General features: G+C 51.3%; 22 protein-coding genes and 1 pseudogene. 13 read left to right on the plus strand and 10 right to left on the minus strand.

What is annotated here, in order from left to right:
- Window positions 1-285 precede the first annotated feature (285 nt).
- From AC3WQT_RS00450 to AC3WQT_RS00475, 6 genes are all read right to left on the minus strand, one after another.
- Entirely contained in the window at window positions 286-828 is a 543-nt protein-coding gene (locus AC3WQT_RS00450; RefSeq protein ID WP_492701166.1) for a hypothetical protein, read from the minus strand.
- Window positions 825-1,184 (minus strand): DUF1801 domain-containing protein, encoded by a 360-nt coding sequence (locus AC3WQT_RS00455; protein WP_492701168.1) that lies wholly within the window; start codon window positions 1,182-1,184, stop codon window positions 825-827. The genes AC3WQT_RS00450 and AC3WQT_RS00455 overlap by 4 nt, the downstream gene beginning before the upstream one ends.
- 113 nt (window positions 1,185-1,297) lie before the next feature.
- On the minus strand, window positions 1,298-1,672 hold the full coding sequence (locus AC3WQT_RS00460; RefSeq protein ID WP_492701170.1) for a hypothetical protein: 375 nt from the start codon (window positions 1,670-1,672) through the stop codon (window positions 1,298-1,300).
- 9 nt (window positions 1,673-1,681) lie between these two features.
- Window positions 1,682-2,716 (minus strand): suppressor of fused domain protein, encoded by a 1,035-nt coding sequence (locus AC3WQT_RS00465; RefSeq protein WP_492701171.1) that lies wholly within the window; start codon window positions 2,714-2,716, stop codon window positions 1,682-1,684.
- A gap of 84 nt (window positions 2,717-2,800) precedes the next feature.
- Window positions 2,801-3,283 carry a hypothetical protein gene (locus tag AC3WQT_RS00470; RefSeq protein WP_492701173.1) on the minus strand — a complete coding sequence of 161 codons (483 nt, stop codon included), beginning with the start codon at window positions 3,281-3,283 and terminating at the stop codon, window positions 2,801-2,803.
- A complete protein-coding gene (locus tag AC3WQT_RS00475; RefSeq protein ID WP_492701175.1) occupies window positions 3,280-4,506 on the minus strand; it encodes an HPP family protein in 1,227 nt (408 codons plus the stop codon). The genes AC3WQT_RS00470 and AC3WQT_RS00475 overlap by 4 nt, the downstream gene beginning before the upstream one ends.
- A 267-nt stretch (window positions 4,507-4,773) precedes the next feature.
- Between AC3WQT_RS00475 and AC3WQT_RS00480 the strand changes: the two genes are divergently transcribed.
- Both AC3WQT_RS00480 and AC3WQT_RS00485 read left to right on the plus strand, forming a co-directional pair.
- On the plus strand, window positions 4,774-5,526 hold the full coding sequence (locus tag AC3WQT_RS00480; RefSeq protein WP_492701177.1) for an SIMPL domain-containing protein: 753 nt from the start codon (window positions 4,774-4,776) through the stop codon (window positions 5,524-5,526).
- 157 nt (window positions 5,527-5,683) lie between these two features.
- Entirely contained in the window at window positions 5,684-6,232 is a 549-nt protein-coding gene (locus tag AC3WQT_RS00485; protein WP_492701179.1) for a DUF6714 family protein, read from the plus strand.
- 27 nt (window positions 6,233-6,259) lie between these two features.
- Here the strand turns inward: AC3WQT_RS00485 and AC3WQT_RS00490 are convergent, their stop codons facing one another.
- The gene (locus AC3WQT_RS00490; RefSeq protein ID WP_492701181.1) at window positions 6,260-7,042 is read right to left on the minus strand and encodes an APH(3') family aminoglycoside O-phosphotransferase; all 783 of its coding nucleotides are present in this window, start codon (window positions 7,040-7,042) and stop codon (window positions 6,260-6,262) included.
- Window positions 7,043-7,179: 137 nt separating this feature from the next.
- Between AC3WQT_RS00490 and AC3WQT_RS00495 the strand changes: the two are divergent.
- Together AC3WQT_RS00495 and AC3WQT_RS00500 are read left to right on the plus strand one after the other, a co-directional pair.
- Window positions 7,180-8,235 (plus strand): annotated as a pseudogene (locus AC3WQT_RS00495) (serine hydrolase domain-containing protein).
- Between the two features lie 69 nt (window positions 8,236-8,304).
- Entirely contained in the window at window positions 8,305-8,526 is a 222-nt protein-coding gene (locus AC3WQT_RS00500) for a hypothetical protein (RefSeq protein WP_492701183.1), read from the plus strand.
- Window positions 8,527-8,960: 434 nt separating this feature from the next.
- Here the strand turns inward: AC3WQT_RS00500 and AC3WQT_RS00505 are convergent, their stop codons facing one another.
- Window positions 8,961-9,506 carry a M15 family metallopeptidase gene (locus tag AC3WQT_RS00505; RefSeq protein WP_492701185.1) on the minus strand — a complete coding sequence of 182 codons (546 nt, stop codon included), beginning with the start codon at window positions 9,504-9,506 and terminating at the stop codon, window positions 8,961-8,963.
- Window positions 9,507-9,581: 75 nt separating this feature from the next.
- Window positions 9,582-10,889: a hypothetical protein gene (locus AC3WQT_RS00510; protein WP_492701187.1), complete on the minus strand. Its 1,308-nt coding sequence runs from the start codon at window positions 10,887-10,889 to the stop codon at window positions 9,582-9,584.
- Window positions 10,890-11,198: 309 nt separating this feature from the next.
- On the opposite strand from AC3WQT_RS00510, the gene AC3WQT_RS00515 reads away from it, so the two are divergent.
- The 9 genes from AC3WQT_RS00515 (at window position 11,199) to AC3WQT_RS00555 (ending at window position 17,659) form a co-directional block, all read left to right on the plus strand.
- The gene (locus tag AC3WQT_RS00515) at window positions 11,199-11,651 is read left to right on the plus strand and encodes a hypothetical protein (RefSeq protein WP_492701189.1); all 453 of its coding nucleotides are present in this window, start codon (window positions 11,199-11,201) and stop codon (window positions 11,649-11,651) included.
- 301 nt (window positions 11,652-11,952) lie between these two features.
- Window positions 11,953-12,285: a DMT family transporter gene (locus AC3WQT_RS00520; RefSeq protein ID WP_492701191.1), complete on the plus strand. Its 333-nt coding sequence runs from the start codon at window positions 11,953-11,955 to the stop codon at window positions 12,283-12,285.
- A 17-nt stretch (window positions 12,286-12,302) separates the two neighbouring features.
- Window positions 12,303-12,644: a low molecular weight protein tyrosine phosphatase family protein gene (locus AC3WQT_RS00525; RefSeq protein WP_492701193.1), complete on the plus strand. Its 342-nt coding sequence runs from the start codon at window positions 12,303-12,305 to the stop codon at window positions 12,642-12,644.
- Between the two features lie 76 nt (window positions 12,645-12,720).
- Entirely contained in the window at window positions 12,721-12,930 is a 210-nt protein-coding gene (locus AC3WQT_RS00530; RefSeq protein WP_492701195.1) for a YgaP family membrane protein, read from the plus strand.
- A 1-nt stretch (window position 12,931) separates the two neighbouring features.
- Complete coding sequence (locus AC3WQT_RS00535) at window positions 12,932-13,534, plus strand: RNA polymerase sigma factor (RefSeq protein ID WP_492701197.1); 603 nt, start codon at window positions 12,932-12,934, stop codon at window positions 13,532-13,534.
- A gap of 336 nt (window positions 13,535-13,870) precedes the next feature.
- Window positions 13,871-15,289, plus strand: a complete 1,419-nt coding sequence (eat, locus tag AC3WQT_RS00540) for an ethanolamine permease (protein WP_492701199.1) — start codon at window positions 13,871-13,873, stop codon at window positions 15,287-15,289.
- 2 nt (window positions 15,290-15,291) lie between these two features.
- Window positions 15,292-16,689 (plus strand): ethanolamine ammonia-lyase subunit EutB, encoded by a 1,398-nt coding sequence (locus AC3WQT_RS00545; protein WP_492701201.1) that lies wholly within the window; start codon window positions 15,292-15,294, stop codon window positions 16,687-16,689.
- Window positions 16,690-16,701: 12 nt separating this feature from the next.
- Window positions 16,702-17,502 (plus strand): ethanolamine ammonia-lyase subunit EutC, encoded by an 801-nt coding sequence (eutC, locus tag AC3WQT_RS00550; protein ID WP_492701203.1) that lies wholly within the window; start codon window positions 16,702-16,704, stop codon window positions 17,500-17,502.
- Window position 17,503: 1 nt separating this feature from the next.
- The gene (locus AC3WQT_RS00555) at window positions 17,504-17,659 is read left to right on the plus strand and encodes a hypothetical protein (RefSeq protein WP_492701205.1); all 156 of its coding nucleotides are present in this window, start codon (window positions 17,504-17,506) and stop codon (window positions 17,657-17,659) included.
- Window positions 17,660-17,843: 184 nt separating this feature from the next.
- Here AC3WQT_RS00555 and AC3WQT_RS00560 read toward each other — a convergent pair whose 3' ends face one another.
- Window positions 17,844-18,695, minus strand: a complete 852-nt coding sequence (locus tag AC3WQT_RS00560; RefSeq protein ID WP_492701207.1) for a hypothetical protein — start codon at window positions 18,693-18,695, stop codon at window positions 17,844-17,846.
- Between the last annotated feature and the right edge of the window lie 49 nt (window positions 18,696-18,744).

The raw sequence follows: 18,744 nt of genomic DNA on the forward strand, positions 1-18,744 counted from the left end.
ATGCTTGCAACCACATCTTGAAGACAGAGAACCTCACATCACAGGGAAAATATTTTCTCCTTGCAGCACGTACACATGCTACGCATTACAACGCGCCCTACGACTATCCTTTTTCGACGATCGCGGTGCAATTCAAAATCTGCCCACTTGCTTCATATAAAACTACCGGAGTGCCTTGATCAATGCCGTCACGTAGGGTGCGTTATAACGCACCGCATGAGAATGCCGCATACCAAAAGAAATATTTCTGTGGTGCGCGTTAATGCAAGCACACCGCAAAAGTCCTCAAACAGGCAATGCTTCTGCATTTGCCGCAAGTGCTGCATTCACTTTGCGTATCAGCCGCCAATGAATAATCCACAGCGGTAATGCCAGAAACCCGGCAAAAGACCCCAGCTCATTCGGCAACAAAGACACGATCTGCATCCCGCACCAACCCATGCCAGACCACATGCCAAAGCTTTTGAATGATTGCAGTGCCGCATTCGTTTGCGCCTCTAGCTGCAAGGACCTGGCGACATTGGCGATGATGAAAAAATCTTCGACAAAATTATAGGGCAGTAAAAACATCAGCCAGACACTGCGCGGCTCTGCCTTGCGTGCCGCTGGCTGCACCAGGGCAAGCGATTGCTGCAGATCACGGCAATACAAAAAGACCAGGGCTAAAAATACCAACACCAGGACGATGGCACCAAATATGCCCAGCATCTCTACTTCTTTGAACACCCCGCCTGAAGTGCCAGGATGTAAAAAGGGATAAGCCAGCGCATAAGCAACCGGAACAGTCAGGGCAATCTTGAGCAGGATGAGAACAACATGCCTGTTCATGCCTGTGCCGCCGCCTTCAATGCCAGCACCAGATAGGTGTGCACATGCTTGTCGCTGATATCCTGTTCAGACGTCAGTTTGATGTGACGGCGATATTTGCCCTCGCCTTCCAGCATCTTGTACTTGTCCGGCAGAGATGCCCCCAGACCAAACTCCAGCGTCACATGTTTGGCGTAAGAAAAAATACCGCAGAATGGTTTTGTGCCTGAGAATAGCAAACCACCGTATTTCACTTCCTCGGTCACCGTATCATCAAGCTTAAGGACCAGTTCCCGCAAAGTTTGCACCAGCGCGTAACGGTCTTCGTCCAGCAAGCGTATGTCTTGCAGTAATTTGTTGACTCTGTCTGTACTCATGGGGTTTGGCTCCTTCATCATTTACAGTTTTATGGTGATCGCTATCGGTGTGCGCAGCCCCCCTTACAAAATAGGATGACCTGCGGGGTGTGCCTTGAATATGTTTTCAATCATCATTTAGTCCGCCGATGTTGATCTTGGAGTAGCGTCATCAACTTTTCAGCGATGAGTCGCGCTTTATCGCTGCTGTCATTGTAGCTTGCACAGCCTTCTGGCAGTAATTGCTCTGCCTTTTTAACCGGCTGTGAAAAATACAGCTTATCCACATCACAACGCAAACGTGCCCTGACCTGGCGGGTGGATTTTTTGCGCACTTCGGCGACCCAGCAGGCATCTGCGCAGCCGCTGGAATGATAGGCGAGCAGCTCGCCGCGTACTGGCCAAGCCAGGGTGTATTCGCAGGTGCCGCCAGATGCCCAAAGCCCGCTGCTGCCTGCGAGCAGGGCCATGAAGGCAAAACATTTGAAGTGGCGCACAGGTTTTTGCATCAGCCAATATCAGTACAGGTCTATATCAAAACTCAGGCTCTTTGCACCGCTGGCTAGTATGCGTATGCGCTTGGCGATAAAACTATCGCCCTCATATTCAGGATCTGCGCGGTAGTTCTCTATCAAGCCCTGTTGCACCAGTTCGCCTATCTGTTTGTCAGCAAACAATTTGCGCATATACGCCTGGCGCGGCATATAGGCAATATTAAAGGCTACATCTTCGCCGCCAAACTGGGGCGGGAATAAAAACCCGCGCCGCAACAAGCCCTGCTCTGCCAGGGCCTCGGCCTGCTCCCTGCTCTTGATGCTGGCACAATCGATTCCTTGCGGGTGTAATACCGAGGGACGGTCCGGCTTGCTGAACTGGCCTACGCCTGACTTTTGCAGGATGTTCATGAGGGCATTGCGGCCATTGCTCTTGGACCAGATCATTTCATCATCAGTAATCGTGGTTGCCACCAATAAGTTCATTTCACCATTGGGCAATTTGAATGCGGCTGGCAGTGGTGCACGCGCTCTGGTGATGAGGATATTCACCATCTGCTCGCCACCGACATAAATATCTTCGACTGTCATGCCCTGGTATTTATCGACGCGACCCAAGAAATCGACATCCTGCTGTATCTCGCTATTGACTGCCCACTGCAAGAGCCACAGTGGCCATTCTGCCTGCCCATGTGTAAAGACCATGAACTCATAGCCATAACCCGGGCGGCCTGGGTAAGTAGCGACTTTGTCCTTACCCTTGATTTGCATACTGGTTTTTACTGGGCGACCCAGTTCATCATGCTCGACAACCACTTCCTCAGCTGCCAACGTTGTCGGCATATCTGGATTGCTGAGTCCGAAACTGGAAGTGAGCCAGCTAGTCGGCGATAACTGTGGAGCGGCCAGCTGATACAAGCCGCCGCCTGGCCAGACTACATTCAAATTCATCACTTTGAGAATATCATCAGGCAGCGGGCCAAATTGCTCTGAATAAGCTGCCGCACGCGCCTCATACACAGTTTGCCACAATTGCTCGTTCTTTTCTTCTGCGTTCATATTTTTTATTTTCCAAAATTCGTTTGAGCTATGTTCAAGCTATGTTTGGCACATGTTTCTATTATTGCGGGTTTGTCCAACATTCTAATCAACCAGCACTTCTTCCACCTGCCTGGCTTGTCTGATCGCATCCAACATACTGTCAAAATTGGCAGAGCTGCCGGGAATGATAATGGAAAACCCATTGACCAGGATCAGTTTCAGGCATTGCACTTCCATGCCTTTGATCTGGTCCCAGTTATCATCACTGACCAGAGCAATTTTCTTCACAGCGTTGAGGTCAATCTCAGTACGCCCCCATCGTGCATTGATGCTAATTTTCTCATGCTCCAATGTCAGTTGCCATTGCCGTCTTGGAGTATCGATCAGACCCTTTGAATATGCAGAAATAAACCAGGCCAGATAGGCCAATGCCAGCCCGGCCGATGACAAAACCATGAAGATCGTATCAAGCAGTTTGCCTATTAGCAGGTAACTGCCCAACATGATCAGCAAGAATACGGCCAGTGGCATAGCCCTGTACAGCAACTGGCGCAAGGCAAACACGGTGGGTGTATATGCTTTCATTGCCTGGTCTGTGCTTGTGCTTCAGTTTCAGTATCCGCCAGCTTGCCCCGGTACAAAGCCGCCACCAGGTCTGACTGGGTCAGCATGCCGATCAAACGTCGTTCTTCGTTGATGACGGGGACATGGTGCAGGCCCTGGTCGGACAGCAGGGGAACCAGTTCAACGATGTGCATGTCATGGCGGACGGTACGTACCGGGTGGCTCATGATCTGGCCGACGACTTCTGGCTTGGTGGAGTGCATAAGGCGGGTACGGCGCAGCATCTGGCGCAGTTTTTCGTCAAACTTTTCATAGACATCCAAGTTGGCGTTCTTCATGAAATCAACCAGGGTGACTATGCCAATGACGCGGCGCGCCTTATCGATGACAGGCAGGGCCTTGATCCTGTGCTGACGCAATAATGTCCAGGCTTCTTCCAGGGTGGTGCCATATTCTGCGGTGATGAGATCTCTGGACATGATATCGGCACAGGTGATTTCACCAAAACGGCGGCGGTAGGCATGCATCTCTGTTTGCAGGAACAGGGATTCAAGATCATCGCGGCTGACATCAAGTACCTGATTGTATTTTTGCAGCACTTCATCAAGGTCACGCGATTGAAAGCCCAGCCTGTCTATGGGCCGCACATCGCCCGTGCCATGCTTGCTGGAATGATCAGGCTGGGCAGCATGCGGGTAACGGCGGCCAGTGGCATTGTTATACGCCAGCGCAAACAGCATCAGCAAGATGGAATTGATACCCGTCGGTATCAGCACAAACTGATAACCCAGGCCAAGTATGACCGGCCCACCCAGTACCGCAGTCAGCGCCACCGCACCGCCGGGTGGATGCAGGCAGCGCAGCAAGAACATGGCAGCCACTGCCAGCGCAGTCGCCAGTGCTGCCGTTGCCATCGATGGCCCCAGCAAATGCACGCATAGCACGCCCACCAGAGCCGACAGCATATTACCGCCAACGATAGCCCATGGCTGCGCCAGCGGGCTGGCAGGTACGCCAAACAATAGGACTGCTGACGCCCCTATCGGTGCCAGCAACATGGGGATCATGGGGATGGCGGCATAAGAACCCAGCATGGCCCCGGTAGCCAGGCCCGTCAGTAATAATCCGGCCAGCATGCCAGCGCAGGCGCGCAGGCGTTCTCGATTGTCGGTACCGATTTGGGCAGGTGCGAAAGTCTTGCACCAGGCAAGCAGGCTTTCCAAAGTAGACCATTTTTTTTGCATGGGTTTTTAGGGCTTACGCCAAACCGCCCCAAAGCGTTGTAGCTCCTCTCTCAGGAGCCGCGTACTAAAGTACTTTCGCCTTGTTGGGACAATTTTGCGCAAGCCCTTTTCTTATATTTTGCAACAAAGTGCAATGAGTTTAGGGAAAACAAAAGCTTTATCGCAGTATATGATGATGCGATGCTAATTTTAACAGTGATCGCAAACTCAGTTTTTGCACGGCAACATAGCCTGGCCTTGCTACCTCACCACTCCCTGGAGATTTGAATGAACAAAGACTTATCCCGCGCCCTGGTCATACTCGGTGTTTTGCTGGCCCTGGGCATGTCGGCTGCTGCCTTTATTTTTGGTGTGCAGGCCAAACACATAGGCGCAGGCAAGCAGAGTATCTCAGTCAAGGGCCTGGCAGAAAAAGCCGTGCAAGCCAATTATGCTGAATGGCGCATAGGTGTCGCCGTAGTCGCGCCCAGCTTTGCCGAGGCCCTGGTCAAGCTGCGCAAGTCGCGCCCGGTACTGGATGAATTCCTGGGCAAACAAGGCTTTGAAAAAACTGCCTTGAAAGAATCCGAAGAAGCCGTAGAACCAAACATGGTCGTCGAAGAACTGCCTGATGGCCGCAGCCGCCAGGTGCAGCGCGGCTTCAAGGCCACGCAAAGCATACTGGTCACCTCCAAGGATTTGACCAAGGTGACCAACGTCAGCCGCGCAGCCCTGCAACTGGAGGCTGATGGGCAGCCAGTGTTCCACAGCGCGCCGCAATTTTTGGTATCGAACCTGGAAGACATCAAGATGTCACTGATCGGTGCCGCCACAGAAAACGCCAACAAGCGCGCCACTGAATTTGCCAAATACGGTGCAGTCAAGGTAGGCAGCATGCGCTCTGCCTCACAGGGGGCATTCTATATCCTGCCAGTCGGCACAGAAGTCAGTTCGGATGAATACGGCGGCACTTACGACAAGACCACGATAGACAAGGTGGCGCGGGTGGTGGTGACGATAGAGTACAGTATTGAGCGTTGAAAAAATTGGATTGCGTCCCAAACCAAAAGGTTCACCACAGAGACACTGAGACACAGAGTCAGCACAGAGAGAGATAATCGTATCCGGCAGGATGGTCCGATCTGGCCAACCTGCGTTGCGCATCACTTTATTTAAGTTAAAAAACACTCGTAAGAAAATGCACTACCCTACCCAAAAAGACATAGATGACGCCCGTGCTGCTGGTTGCGATGAAACCACCATCGCACAAGCGCAACACAGGGTCAATCTAGGCTTACGTGTTGTCACACTCAGGCAAGCCATAGACCAAGCATTTGCTGATGTGCAGTTGGGCGATGGCATAGGCTTGTATGAAGCGCAGGGAATTGATGACTATGCCAGCAAAGAAGACTGCGCAGCCTACAGAGCCAAGGATGAGAAAACTGACTGGCGACGTATTAGGTCAGAGGATCTTAATCGATGTGATAGCAGCCTGTCTTTTTTTGATGCAGCAGGCATGCGGTTTCATCTGCCCGCCCTCATGCAGGCAGACCTGAATCAGGAAGTCAATTTTGATTTAATCTACCATCTGACATCAAGCAACAGCATGGAAGAGAAGCAAGCGCTATTGAATGACGCTCAAAGAGCAATCGTCATCGACTATCTCAAACTGAAGCTTGACGATAACGACCATAGCCATGAGTGGGATGCCATTTTCAATGCCCTGCTTGGCTACTGGAATCAATAGCTGCCGTACTCACCGCAACCTCTGGTTTCAAAACAACTCATCGAGTTGCATGAAAAACTCCCGCTTCGCTGGCGCATCTGCATACCCTAGTGAAGCCAAGAATACATCCGCCACTTTGTCAGACACTTCTTCCCGCAAATTGCGGTGGGCAAAGGCGATGTCCATCCAGCGGTCGGCAATGCCTGCTCGTCCCAGGTCGATGAAATAGAGCTGGTCGTGTTCATCAACAAAGACATTACTGTCACCGAGGTCACCGTGGGCAAAGGCCAGGTCTTGCGGGTTTTCTGGTGGCAGGGTCGCGTGCAGTAGCCTGATCAGGTCTTGTACGCTGTGCAGGCCAGGCCATTGGTCAAGCTCATAGTCTTGCTCATGCAAACCCTTGCTGACCAGATATTCCAGTTCCTTCAGGCGAAAGGCCGCGCCCGCATGCAAGGGGCAATCCTTGATGGGCAAGCCCTGCAACTGATGCAGGGCTTCGAGGAATAACTGGCTGACTGGCTGCCCGGCCTCTATCCGTGCAGACAAAGGCGTGCCGGGTACGGCACGGGTGATCATGGCTTCGCCATGTTCATTGTCAGCCACAGCCATCAGTTCTGGCACGCCTATGCGCCCGCTCAGCCATTGCAGCGCCTGTGCTTCGCGTTTGACGCTATAGGTGGTCGTTGCCAGCACAGGTGGCGAAGTCTTGAGGAAGAAGTTTTCACCGCCTTTGCTGAAGCGATACACACTGCTTGGTGATTCACCAATGTCGTCGGCGGTCAGGGTGGCGTCTGCAATGAAGCGGGTGATGGCGGTCGGTAGTTGGTGCATGGGCTGCTGTTCTGATTTGCTGTCTGGTTTGCTGGTGCCCTTGATCTTTGGGCTGCACAGCTTATTTCAAGTTTTTTATTCAAAATTGATCTGCCCTGCCATACATGGCCTTGCTGGGCGGTTTCGCTGTCAGCCCCATGCAAGCACATTCCGATGCCATCGATGATTATGTACGAGCCGAGATGCAAAAGCGGCATATACCTGGCATGGCAGTGGCGGTGCTGCGTGATAATAAACTCATCAAGGAAAGCACTTATGGCCTGGCCAGCATAGAACACAATGTGGCAGCCAGGGCAGATACTGCTTATCCGCTGGCCTCGATGACCAAGACCTTTACGGCGAGTGCCATCATGTTGCTGGTGCAGGATGGCCGTATTACACTCGACGATTCCATCACAAAAATCCTGCCACAACTGCCTGCGGCCTGGTCTGGCATCACGCTGCGCCATTGCCTCTCGCATACTTCTGGCTTGCCGGATGCGATTACCGATGACGTCAATATCACCACCATCAGTGGTGACCGCCACATACTCTTGCAGGAGCTGGCAAAATTACCGCTACAGCCCGCCGGTGAAAAATCTGTGTATAACCAGACTGGCTATGTGCTGCTGGGCATGGTCATAGAAAAAATCAGCGGCATGCCGTATGAGCAGTTCCTGCAGACCCGTTTGTTCCAACCCATGGGTATCACTGGCGCAAAGTTTGGTGATGCCTAGTCCATCATCCCTGGCCGCAGTGACTTGTATACTTCGCTCGAGATCAGCAAAGACCATAGCAAGCTGGAGATGAAAAATGGCCGCCCTGTCGTCATGCAAGACAAGATTTACCATTATGGCGCGAAGTTCATGCCCGATTATATGGCTCCTGCCGGACTCTTGAATGGCAATATCCGCGACCTCGTCAATTTTGAACAAGGGCTGGCCAGCGGCAAGCTCATCAAGCCTGCGCTGCTAAAGGAAATGAGCACTTCCTACAAACTGCGCAATGGCCAGGATGGTGACTTTGGCCTAGGCTTCATGTTCATGCCCTTTGGCAAACAGCCTGCCATTTCTTACGGTGGCGGCGCAGCCACCTGGCGTGTGCACCTGCCACAAAAGCATTTGACTGTGGTGGTGCTGACCAATCTGCAAGGCGCACAACCGCATGCGCTGGCGGGTGGCATTGCTGCACTCTACGACGACGAGGCGAAGTAATCTGGCCTGCCCTTGCCTGATCATGGCAAGGGCAATGATCAGGCGCCACAAGCTGGCGCATTTGTTAGCATGGGTAAAAACACTGGCAAAGCCACAGAGGCTCGTATAATTTGGCGGGTCTTATCACCGCCTTTATTTGTCAGAATAAATCAATCCAAGCTGCGTTTTATCTTCATCGCTGCTGCACTCATGGTGGCAGTATTTTCCTGGCTGTTCTGGCTCCAGGATGAGCCCGTCGCCCGCTCTGGTGGCACCAGCCAGAATGTCCGTCATCCAGTATTGCTGACATAGAATGGGCAGAAGTCATCTTTGACATGGAAGAAAAACACAAGTCACACCTGATGAATGGTCCATAGGTGACGTCCCGGGCTTGATCTGATTTTTAAAACTATTTTCAATTATTTTGAAAAAACCTGAATCCTTTTAAGCGTCTGAACACTTCTGGTCAGTGTCATTCATTAATTACAAAGAGGAGTTCACCATGTTTCATTTCAAACGCAATCTGCCCCATTGGGAACGCGCCCCGCGCATTATCAGCAGCCTGCTGAGGTCAAGCTCAACAAGTTGCAACTATCAACAACATAAGCAAACATACATGGTTTTACATATCACAGCATTGTATTACCAGAACTCATTTCATTAGAACTCATCCTATTTATGAAATGCGTTCTGGCAGAGATGAGTTCTAATGAATTTGAACACTATGCAGTGACGGTAAATTACATTCAGGCATATTTTGGCAAAGTCATGATCGTTTCTTCCGCAAGCTCGAAATGCATGCTGTCAACAGAGTCTCCAGAAAATTCAGCCCCCCAGTACCAGCCATATTTCTCAAAATATGGAGCCAGAAGAAGTATTCCACGCTGAGTTTTAGGCACTCCCTGGTCAATCGCTGCATCACCAAAATATAAATCAATACTTGCACCCCAGCTATGATTTGAAAACTTTGAAGGATTTCCTCTTCGGTGTCGAACACAAAGAAGTCCGTCGGTTTTCACTTCAGCGTAGACTTGCGGCAAATCTCGTTTCACTTCCGAAAATATTTGCGCCAGTGTTTCTACAGCATGGTCAAGCCCACTTACCTTAAATGGGCCAACGTCAACTTTATACTTTACTCTCTTCAAAAATTCACCACTTGGATCAGAACAAGATTTACTCAATTTTCCTGGGATCCCCAAGATTTTTAGCATACTCCCTTCGGTCGCTGACGAGAGATTGCGGTTCATCTGATCCTTTGGTGGAATTGGAACTTCATCGGCTAGATTTGGCATAAGAATCTCATGGCTAAGTTTTGTCGGGAAAAAAAGTACTGTTATGTCGATTAAAACAGTGATTGATGCGGCAGGTCATTTACCCATCGCTGTCAAACAAGTTGACGCATTTGCAGGTAATAACAGGGTTTTATCAAAGAAGCCCGATTTTAATAACGAGGCAAGCAACTCAAGCTTATTCCTCTCTTCTTGAATCGATTTTGTATCGGCTTCGGCTTGAAACAACTTTCCCCTGGCGTCAGTTGCGTCGTCTTCAGCTTTTTTCTGAAGCTCAACGTAATTTGCCAATTTTCTGCTTTCCTTTTCGAAGCTGGCAATTAATTTATTTTCCTCAGCAATTGTCTGAGCATCTCTGGCGATCTCTCTGTTTCTTGTTCCCTGCAGTGATTCCTGAGCAGAATTGACGCTGGACAATCTCGACTGTGTCAATTCATTCCTTTTTAGTTTCAGGTTTTCAACGATGTTTTGTTGCTCAGGGATCTGGCTCGACATCTTTTGCTTATAGCCTTCAGCCTGTGTCGATCTCTGGCGCGCCGCTTCGGCAACAGATGCGGCACGACCAGCTTTGCCTGCGTTTTCAAGAAGCGCCGGTTTCAATTCAGAAGATATTTTTTTCGTTGCCCCATCTGCCGTTGCCTGAGCTTTGCTCTTATTGGTAACAGCTGCCTGTATGTCAGACACGTCCACTTTGGCAATGGTGACACTGGCCTGTAGCGACCTTAATTTCTGGTCGATTGCATAAACCGTATCATTGAGTTTGATGTACAAATTCGACAAAGTTTCGTAGCCCTCTGCGACCGCTTTATCCGTTTCCGTGTTCTTGGCGAATTCATCTTTGGAAAATATAAACATGCCGTTGCTGCTATATGCCTGCTGTAATAAATCTTGAGGTATCGCATCAAAGTCGCGGTAAACACAATCTAGTGCATCAGCCGCAGTTTTATAATTGATTGCCTGCTTCATCGTCTGGAAGTGATCTGACCAGAAGGAAGACAAACCTGCTATTCCCGCGCCAGCATTACGCGTAGTGACATCTCCTATCCCCACACCGATTGCAGAAATCACGATGCCGGCCAACTGCGACATGTTAAGACCATCCACTTCATTTAATAGCTTTTTATTTCTTTCACGATAAGCTCCACGGAGTGCCATTATTTGAGATTTAATGCCTTTAGGAGTTGTTTCAACCGGGAGAATTCCTGTTGCCCAGTCGCTGGTTTCACCGGCAATAATTGATTTATCGTTGAGCTTGTAATCTGCTTTTAGCTCGCTGTTGTTTTGAGGTGGATTAATTGTAGGCCCGGCAATCTGATTGGGAAATGTGCTGCATCCAGAAATCACGAAAACTGTTGCCATCAAACATTTAGACGCATTAGTACTCATAAACCCTCCGGCGTTGTGAAAATACCTTACGAATAACAAATGACTAACCATAGTTACAAGACAGATCAATCCCGGAGCCCGGCCTAACAAATATATTGCAATAAATATTACGCATAATTACAATGTTATTCAATGATTAATGTAATGAAATTAACAATTAGTGACTATTCTCATGCTGCAATATCTTGATATCTATTTTTGCAACTGTACGGCCCCTATCTTCCCCATGTCTTCAAACTCCTAATGGGTTCAAACTTGATAAGCATGAAGTTAGTCACCGCTGCCCGATGTTCCACTACTGGAGATAACATGAAGAAAGTTTTGAAAGCTCTATTACTTATTCCATCCTGTCTGGTTCTGGTTTCTTGCGCATCCGATAAAGTATCTGCGAAATCAGACCCATGCTTTGAACCACGGCTCGTAAGTGATGCCATCAAAAAACGCATAGAAGAAATCGGCGCCAGAAACAACCCCATCAATATCAAAAGCACGGGTGATGTTGTCATATATCTTGCACCTGGCTTCAACATTGATAATGCGAGATGTTCAGGATTTACAACTGAAATTCGGTCTGCATCGAACAAAATAATCCGTGAGCGTGAAACCGAGATTCTTCCTTATCTGAGAGATATCTGCATGCGCCAAACAGAACCTGGAGAAATTGATACCTCCCTGCTTGCACGGATGCAGGAAGAAAAAAAAGGGGCCGGACAGGCATTGATTTTTTTAGGCAGGCCGGGAGAATGCATTAGCAGTAATTGAACAAATTGGCGCTAGAATGATGTGCGTTGACACGGCTGGTTTGAAGAAAATCACATGCATTAATCTGTATATGCAAATCATGTGTGAACTACGAGATTAGTCATTCTTTTAACGCACTATCAAGCGCCACCTTTAAGGGAATTGTTTTTTTTCACCTTGCGTTTCTTTCTGCATATTTTGATCTGGCAGCTTGCAAATATCTTCTTAAAATTCTAAATTTGCTCAAACATTCGTCGATCTGACAAGACTGTTCAGCCCGTCCCCCAGCATGCATAATGTCCTCTCACCAAGGACACCTATCATGAAAAACTGGCTCTTCCTGGCTATCGCCATCGTTTCAGAAACCATCGCCACATCCGCGCTCAAATCCAGCGAAGGTTTCTCGCGGCTTGCACCTTCGGTGCTGGTGGTTGCGGGATATGCGCTGGCTTTTTACTTTTTGTCGCTGACGCTGAAGGTAATACCAGTAGGTATCGCTTATGCTGTATGGTCGGGTGTGGGTATCGTGCTGATTACTGCCGTAGGCTGGTTCATGTTTGGGCAAAAGCTGGACATGCCAGCCTTCATAGGGATGGCATTGATCATTGCAGGCGTCATTGTGATGAATGTGTTTTCCAGCTCTGCCCAACATTAACATTGAAGCAGGTTATCATGTCCAATACCCCCATCAACGCCCTCTTCGTCTGCAGCCGCAATCAGTGGCGCAGCCCGACTGCTGAGCAAGTCTGGCGCAAGCACCCCATGGTGCGCGCCCGCTCTGGTGGCACCAGCCCCAATGCCCGCCACCCTGTCTCTACTGCTGACATAGAATGGGCAGAAGTCATTTTTGTCATGGAAGAGAAACACAAGTCACGCCTCATGGCCAGTTACCGCAACCTGATAGGACACAAGCCTGTGCATGTGCTGGATATACCCGATGAATACAAATACATGGATGCCGAGTTGGTAGAACAATTGCAACAGGCAGTGGGGGATATTTTAGGTTTGAACTGATTTATTTCAAAATAGCTGAATCCTTTTGCGTGGGCGGACACTCTTGCTTAGTATCATTCACGACCAGGAGTTCACCATGTTCCATTTCAAACGCAATCTTCCCCTGTGGGAACGCGCCCTGCGCATCGTCAGTGGCCTGCTGCTGTTCTGGCTGGCATACAGTGGTAAAGTTGGCGGCATGCTGAACTGGGCCATCATTGCCAGTGCTGTCACCATGCTCATGACAGCCTTCGTCGGCTTTTGCCCCGCCTGCGCCATGGTGGGGCGCAAATATCTGGATAACTGAGATGAACCTGTCCCGCCCTCAATTAATTGAAGCTGCCCGGCAAGGTGACGGCGCTGCCATTGCCGAGCTGCTGACGGTCTGTCAGCCAGACCTCAAACGCTTTGCCCGCCGAACCTGCTCAAATGCCGAGGATGCCGAAGACGCAGTGCAAATGGCCTTGTGGTCGCTGTACCGCAAGGTAGGTGCGCTGCGTTGTGCTGCCACCTTTGCCACCTGGATGTTCCGCATCGTTGAACGTGAATGCTTTCGTCTGTTCCGCGTCAAGAAATACCATGATGCTCTTGATGAACTCAGCGAAAACGACATGCCCACTGCTGCCACAGTACCAACCGATCTGCGGCTGGATCTGGTGCGCGCCATGGAACGCCTGTCACCACCTTACCGTGAAGTGCTGATATTGCGCGACGTGCATGAACTGACCGCCCCCGAAGTTGCAGCACAGCTGGGCCTGAGCCTGGAAGCCGTCAAAAGCCGTTTGCACCGCGCCCGTGCACAGGTCCGCGAGCAACTGCTCAACAGTGGTTACTGGCTCAAGGACGGTGCGCCTGAGGATGCGGGATTTGCCGGAGTTGTTGAGCGTGACGGAGGCAATCATGTTTTGTAGTACGTCCGTGACGGTGCATTTGCTGCGCGGTATTGGTGCGTTGGGTTTGGTGATTGCCGCTTTCCTTCTCGAACCTTTTGGCATGATATGGTCAGGGTTGGCACTCATTGGTGCATTTTTGTTGATGCGTGGGTGTCCCATGTGCTGGACGATGGGTTTGATTGAGACTTTGTATCAAAGGCGGAAGAAAAAATTATCGTAGGTTGGGCCGGGCCTCGCTAGGCTACGTTTCATCAGCCCAACCTACGATGCCCCTCCAACCCAACTCTGGCACTTGTGATAACTCCCCGAATCATGGATACTTGACTCACCCCTACCCCCACAGTGAGGCTAACCATGACACCTGATCAGGCCACGTCAAGCACGACTGCGCAGTTGAAACCTACGCTGGGTAGTTTGCAGTTGTGGGGTATTGCGGTGGGGCTGGTCATCTCGGGCGAATATTTTGGCTGGAGTTATGGCTGGGCTTCTGCAGGGACTTTGGGTTTCACTGTCACAGCGCTGTTCATTGCGGCGATGTACACCAGCTTTATCTTCAGCTTCACTGAACTGACCACGGCCATACCGCATGCGGGCGGGCCGTTTGCCTATAGCAGGCGCGCCTTTGGCCCTCTGGGTGGTTTCTTTGCCGGGGCGGCTACCCTCATCGAATTTGTGTTTGCACCGCCGGCCATTGCGCTGGCGATAGGTGCTTACCTGAATGTGCAATTTCCTGAAATCAATCCCAAGACGGCGGCGGTGGGGGCTTATCTGGTGTTCATGACGCTGAATATCCTGGGCATACAGATCGCCGCCAATTTTGAGCTGGCAGTTACCTTGCTGGCGATATTTGAATTGCTGGTGTTCATGGGCGTGGTGTCGCCGGGGTTTAGCATGAGCAATTTCACCAAAGGTGGCTGGGCCGGGCAGGATCATTTCAGTATCGCCTCACTACCAGGCATGTTTGCAGCCATCCCGTTTGCGATCTGGTTCTTTCTGGCGATAGAGGGTGTGGCAATGGCGGCAGAAGAATCGCGCAACCCGCAACGTTCCATCCCCATCGCCTACATAGGTGGCATCATCACCCTGGTGGTGCTGGCGATAGGTGTCATGGTGTTTGCCGGCGGCGTCGGTGACTGGACCAAATTATCAAATATCAATGATCCCTTGCCGCAGGCGATGAAGCTGGTGGTCGGCAATAACAGCAACTGGCTGCACATGCTGGTGTGGCTGGGCCTGTTTGGTTTGATTGCGTCTTTCCACGGCATCATACTTGGTTATTCACGGCAGATTTTTGCGCTGGCGCGCGAGAATTATCTGCCGCATTTTTTTGCCAAAATCCATCCGCGTTTCAAGACGCCACACCGCGCAATTCTGGCGGGTGGTGCCATTGGCATCGCTGCGATTTATAGCGATGAACTGATCAAGGTAGGCGGCCAGAGCCTGACAGCGAATATCCTCACCATGAGTGTATTTGGCGCGCTGTTGATGTATATCGTCAGCATGCTGGCCTTGTTCAAACTGCGCCGCAGCGAGCCTGATACGGTACGGCCTTTCCGTGCGCCGTTTTATCCTTATTCACCAGCGTTTGCACTGATCAGTGCCTGCATCTGCATGGCAACCATGATTTATTATAATGCTTTGATATTCGGGATTTTTTGCCTCTTCCTGGGGCTGGCTTATATTTACCATGTCATGACTGTTGGCAAACGTGTTGCGACTACGCAGGATGAAGAAGACAGCAATCCCATGACGACAGAAACCGCAGCAAGATGAGCATGAAGGCAGCACAATTTACCCACATCGTCGGCACGCGCACTTACCAGTTTCGCGACCTCAAGGACTTGCTGGCCAAGGCCACGCCGCTGCGTTCTGGCGACTTGCTGGCAGGTGTTGCCGCAAACTCAGCAGAGGAACGCGTGGTGGCGCAAATGTGCCTGGCTGATTTGCCGCTGAAAATATTCCTCAATGAAGCACTGGTGCCTTACGAAAGCGATGAGGTGACCCGCCTCATCATTGATGAACACGATGCCGCCACCTTCGCCACCATCAGCCATTTAAGCGTGGGGGATTTTCGTAACTGGCTGTTGTCGGATGCGGCAGATACTGCGACGCTAAGCGCACTGGCACCCGGCATCACGCCCGAAATGGCAGCCGCTGTCAGCAAGCTCATGCGGGTACAGGATTTGATTTTGGTGGCTAAAAAATGCCGCGTTGTCACCGCATTCCGCAATACCATTGGCCTGGAAAACCGCATCGCCACGCGCCTGCAACCTAATCACCCTACTGACGATACCACCGGCATCGCCGCCAGCATACTCGATGGCTTATTGTATGGCAGTGGTGACGCAGTGATAGGCATCAACCCCGCCAGCGACAACGTGCCGCAAGTGATCAAACTGCTGCACATGCTGGCTGCCATCATAGAACAATATGCGATACCTACCCAGTCTTGTGTACTCACGCATGTGACCAATACCATGGCGGCAATCGAGCGTGGTGCGCCGGTGGACCTGGTGTTCCAGTCGATAGCGGGCACCGAGGCGGCCAACAGCAGTTTTGGCATCAACCTGGCCTTGCTGGCAGAAGCACGCAATGCCGCGCTGTCGCTGGGCCGCGGCTCGGTGGGCCAGAATGTCATGTACTTTGAAACCGGCCAGGGTAGCGCCCTCTCAGCCAATGCGCACCATGGCATGGACCAGCAAACCTGCGAGGCACGTGCCTATGCCGTGGCACGCAAATTCCAGCCACTGCTGGTGAATTCTGTGGTTGGTTTCATCGGGCCTGAATATCTGTACGATGGCAAGCAAATCATACGCGCAGGACTGGAAGACCATTTCTGCGCCAAGCTGCTGGGCCTGCCCATGGGTTGCGATGTCTGCTATACCAACCATGCCGAGGCTGACCAGGATGACATGGATATTCTGCTGACTTCACTGGCGACAGCAGGCTGCAATTTCATCATGGGCGTGCCGGGTTCAGACGACATTATGCTCAATTACCAGAGCACGTCTTTCCATGACGCACTGTATCTGCGGCGCGTACTCGGCTTGCGAGCAGCACCTGAGTTTGAAGCCTGGCTCAAGCAGATGGAAATATACAAGCACGATGAGCAACTGCATTTGCACGATGCCCTGCCTCGTGGTTTTGAAACTGCCTTGCGACGTTTGAAATAATTCAATAAAGAGATGAGCACAAACAAGCCCCCCGTCCATGCCAACCCCTGGCAAGCCCTGCGTCAGTTCACCCAGGCGCGCATCGCCCTGGGCCGTGCCGGTGTCAGTGTGCCTACCGGTGCGCAACTGGCTTTCCAGCTCGCCCATGCGCGTGCCCGCGACGCCGTGCATCAGGCGCTGGATGTGAACGCGCTGGCGCAGGCCTTGCAACAGGCTGGGTACGAGAGCCTGCACGTCAACAGCGCCGCGCTCGACCGCAATATTTATTTGCAGCGACCCGACCTAGGTCGCAGATTGAATGAGGAATCGCGTCAGCATCTGGGGCAATTGTCATCACCACCAACTGACCTCGCCATCGTCATTGCAGATGGTTTGTCAGCCCCTGCCGTCGCACAAAATGCCTTACCCTTCATGGCAAGCTTGCAGGCCAGACTCACGCCTGAAAACTGGAGCATGACACCCATCATCATCGCCACCCAGGCCAGGGTTGCCATCGGTGATGAAACAGGCGCGCTACTCAACGCCCGCGCCGTGCTGGTACTGATAGGTGAAAGACCTGGCCTGAGTTCGCCTGACAGCATGGGTGCCTACCTGACCTGGGCACCACAGCCAGGTTTAACAGATGCTGCCCGCAACTGCATCTCCAACATCCGCCCGGATGGTCTAAGCTATGATGAGGCTGCCTATAAATTGCATTACCTGCTGACTGAAGCGCGCAAGCGTGGACTGACGGGGGTGGCCTTGAAGGACGAAACCGAAGCGCCGGTTCAGCTTGGCAGCCAGACCACATCCAATTTCTTGCTGGGAAAATAAGATGCATCAACAAATATCGCCAGATCATGGCTGTGATGTAGGGCTGGCATTGCCCCGTACACCACGCCTGCATACGGTGCATGACGGCTCAGGGACAGGGTCTGCCATCTTCGCCTCCTTAAAAGAAACAATGCCTGGCACTCTGCCCTCCGCTTAAAAAAGTAGGGTGCGTTGCAACGCACCGCTTGGGCGATCAACTACCCTAAGGAACTATTTTTCATTAAATCTCTCAACCAGCTGATCATTCGCATCATTTTTAGGTCTCATGCGGTGCGTTATAACGCACCCTACAGTACGAAAATTCGATTTCTGCCAACAGGCTACCAACAAGCCCATACTTTTTAAAACCGCGCTTTCAAATAAACAGAAGGCCCTGTCAGACGCAGATTCAATTGTGCGCTGTCTTCGCGGCCAAGGTCGCGTGTGAGGTCGATTTTGGATATGCCGTAGTCCGCCACGATACCGATATTCTCAACCGGGAACCACTCTGCGCCTATCGTCGCCGTGTAGATATGCCCGTTGATACTGCCGCCATTTTTTTTGATGCCTGAAGCTTCTGTAAACATCCGCACCGCTGGTGAAAATGCATGGCGCCAGCCAAGTTCAATCAAGGGGGCAAACGTGCTGCGCTCAAACGTATCTGCGCCATTGCTGTTTACGCCAGCCACTGTGCCACTCACTGTACCGCCTACCCTTGCCCGGTAATAGGCTGCGCCCAGCCCCAAGCCCACGACATCTGCGCCCTGACCTATCCACCATTTATAAGCCACCTGACCAATTTCCAAACGCGCTTTGGCGGCAAGTGCGGCAGTGCCACTCAGGGGCTGGCCATTCAGGGTAGTGCTACCGTCCAGGTTGGATGAGTAGGATTTATCGTAGCGGTAATAGTCAAGGGAAATACCCTGGCTGTGACCAAGCAAAAAATCTGCCTTCACTCTGGGTATGATAATTCTCTCGCCATCATAAGACGGCGTCTCATACCGGCCCGAGGGGGTATTGACACCCAGTTGAAAACTGGTGTCGGCATTAAATGCGCCGATTGATACGCTGGCACGATCCAGCGCGGGAGACACAGTGGTATCAGCCGCAGATGCTGCTGCCATACAACTCAAGAACAACATTGCCAGGCCAGGTCTTGCGAACTGCCTGCGCAAGTTAAATTGAGAAATAAATTCCGGTGTAAATCCAGCCATGGATTGCTCCTGACAATAAGTTGTTCTTGAGAAAATTTGCGCGCATTCT

This window comes from Undibacterium sp. FW305-107, from assembly GCF_058788535.1.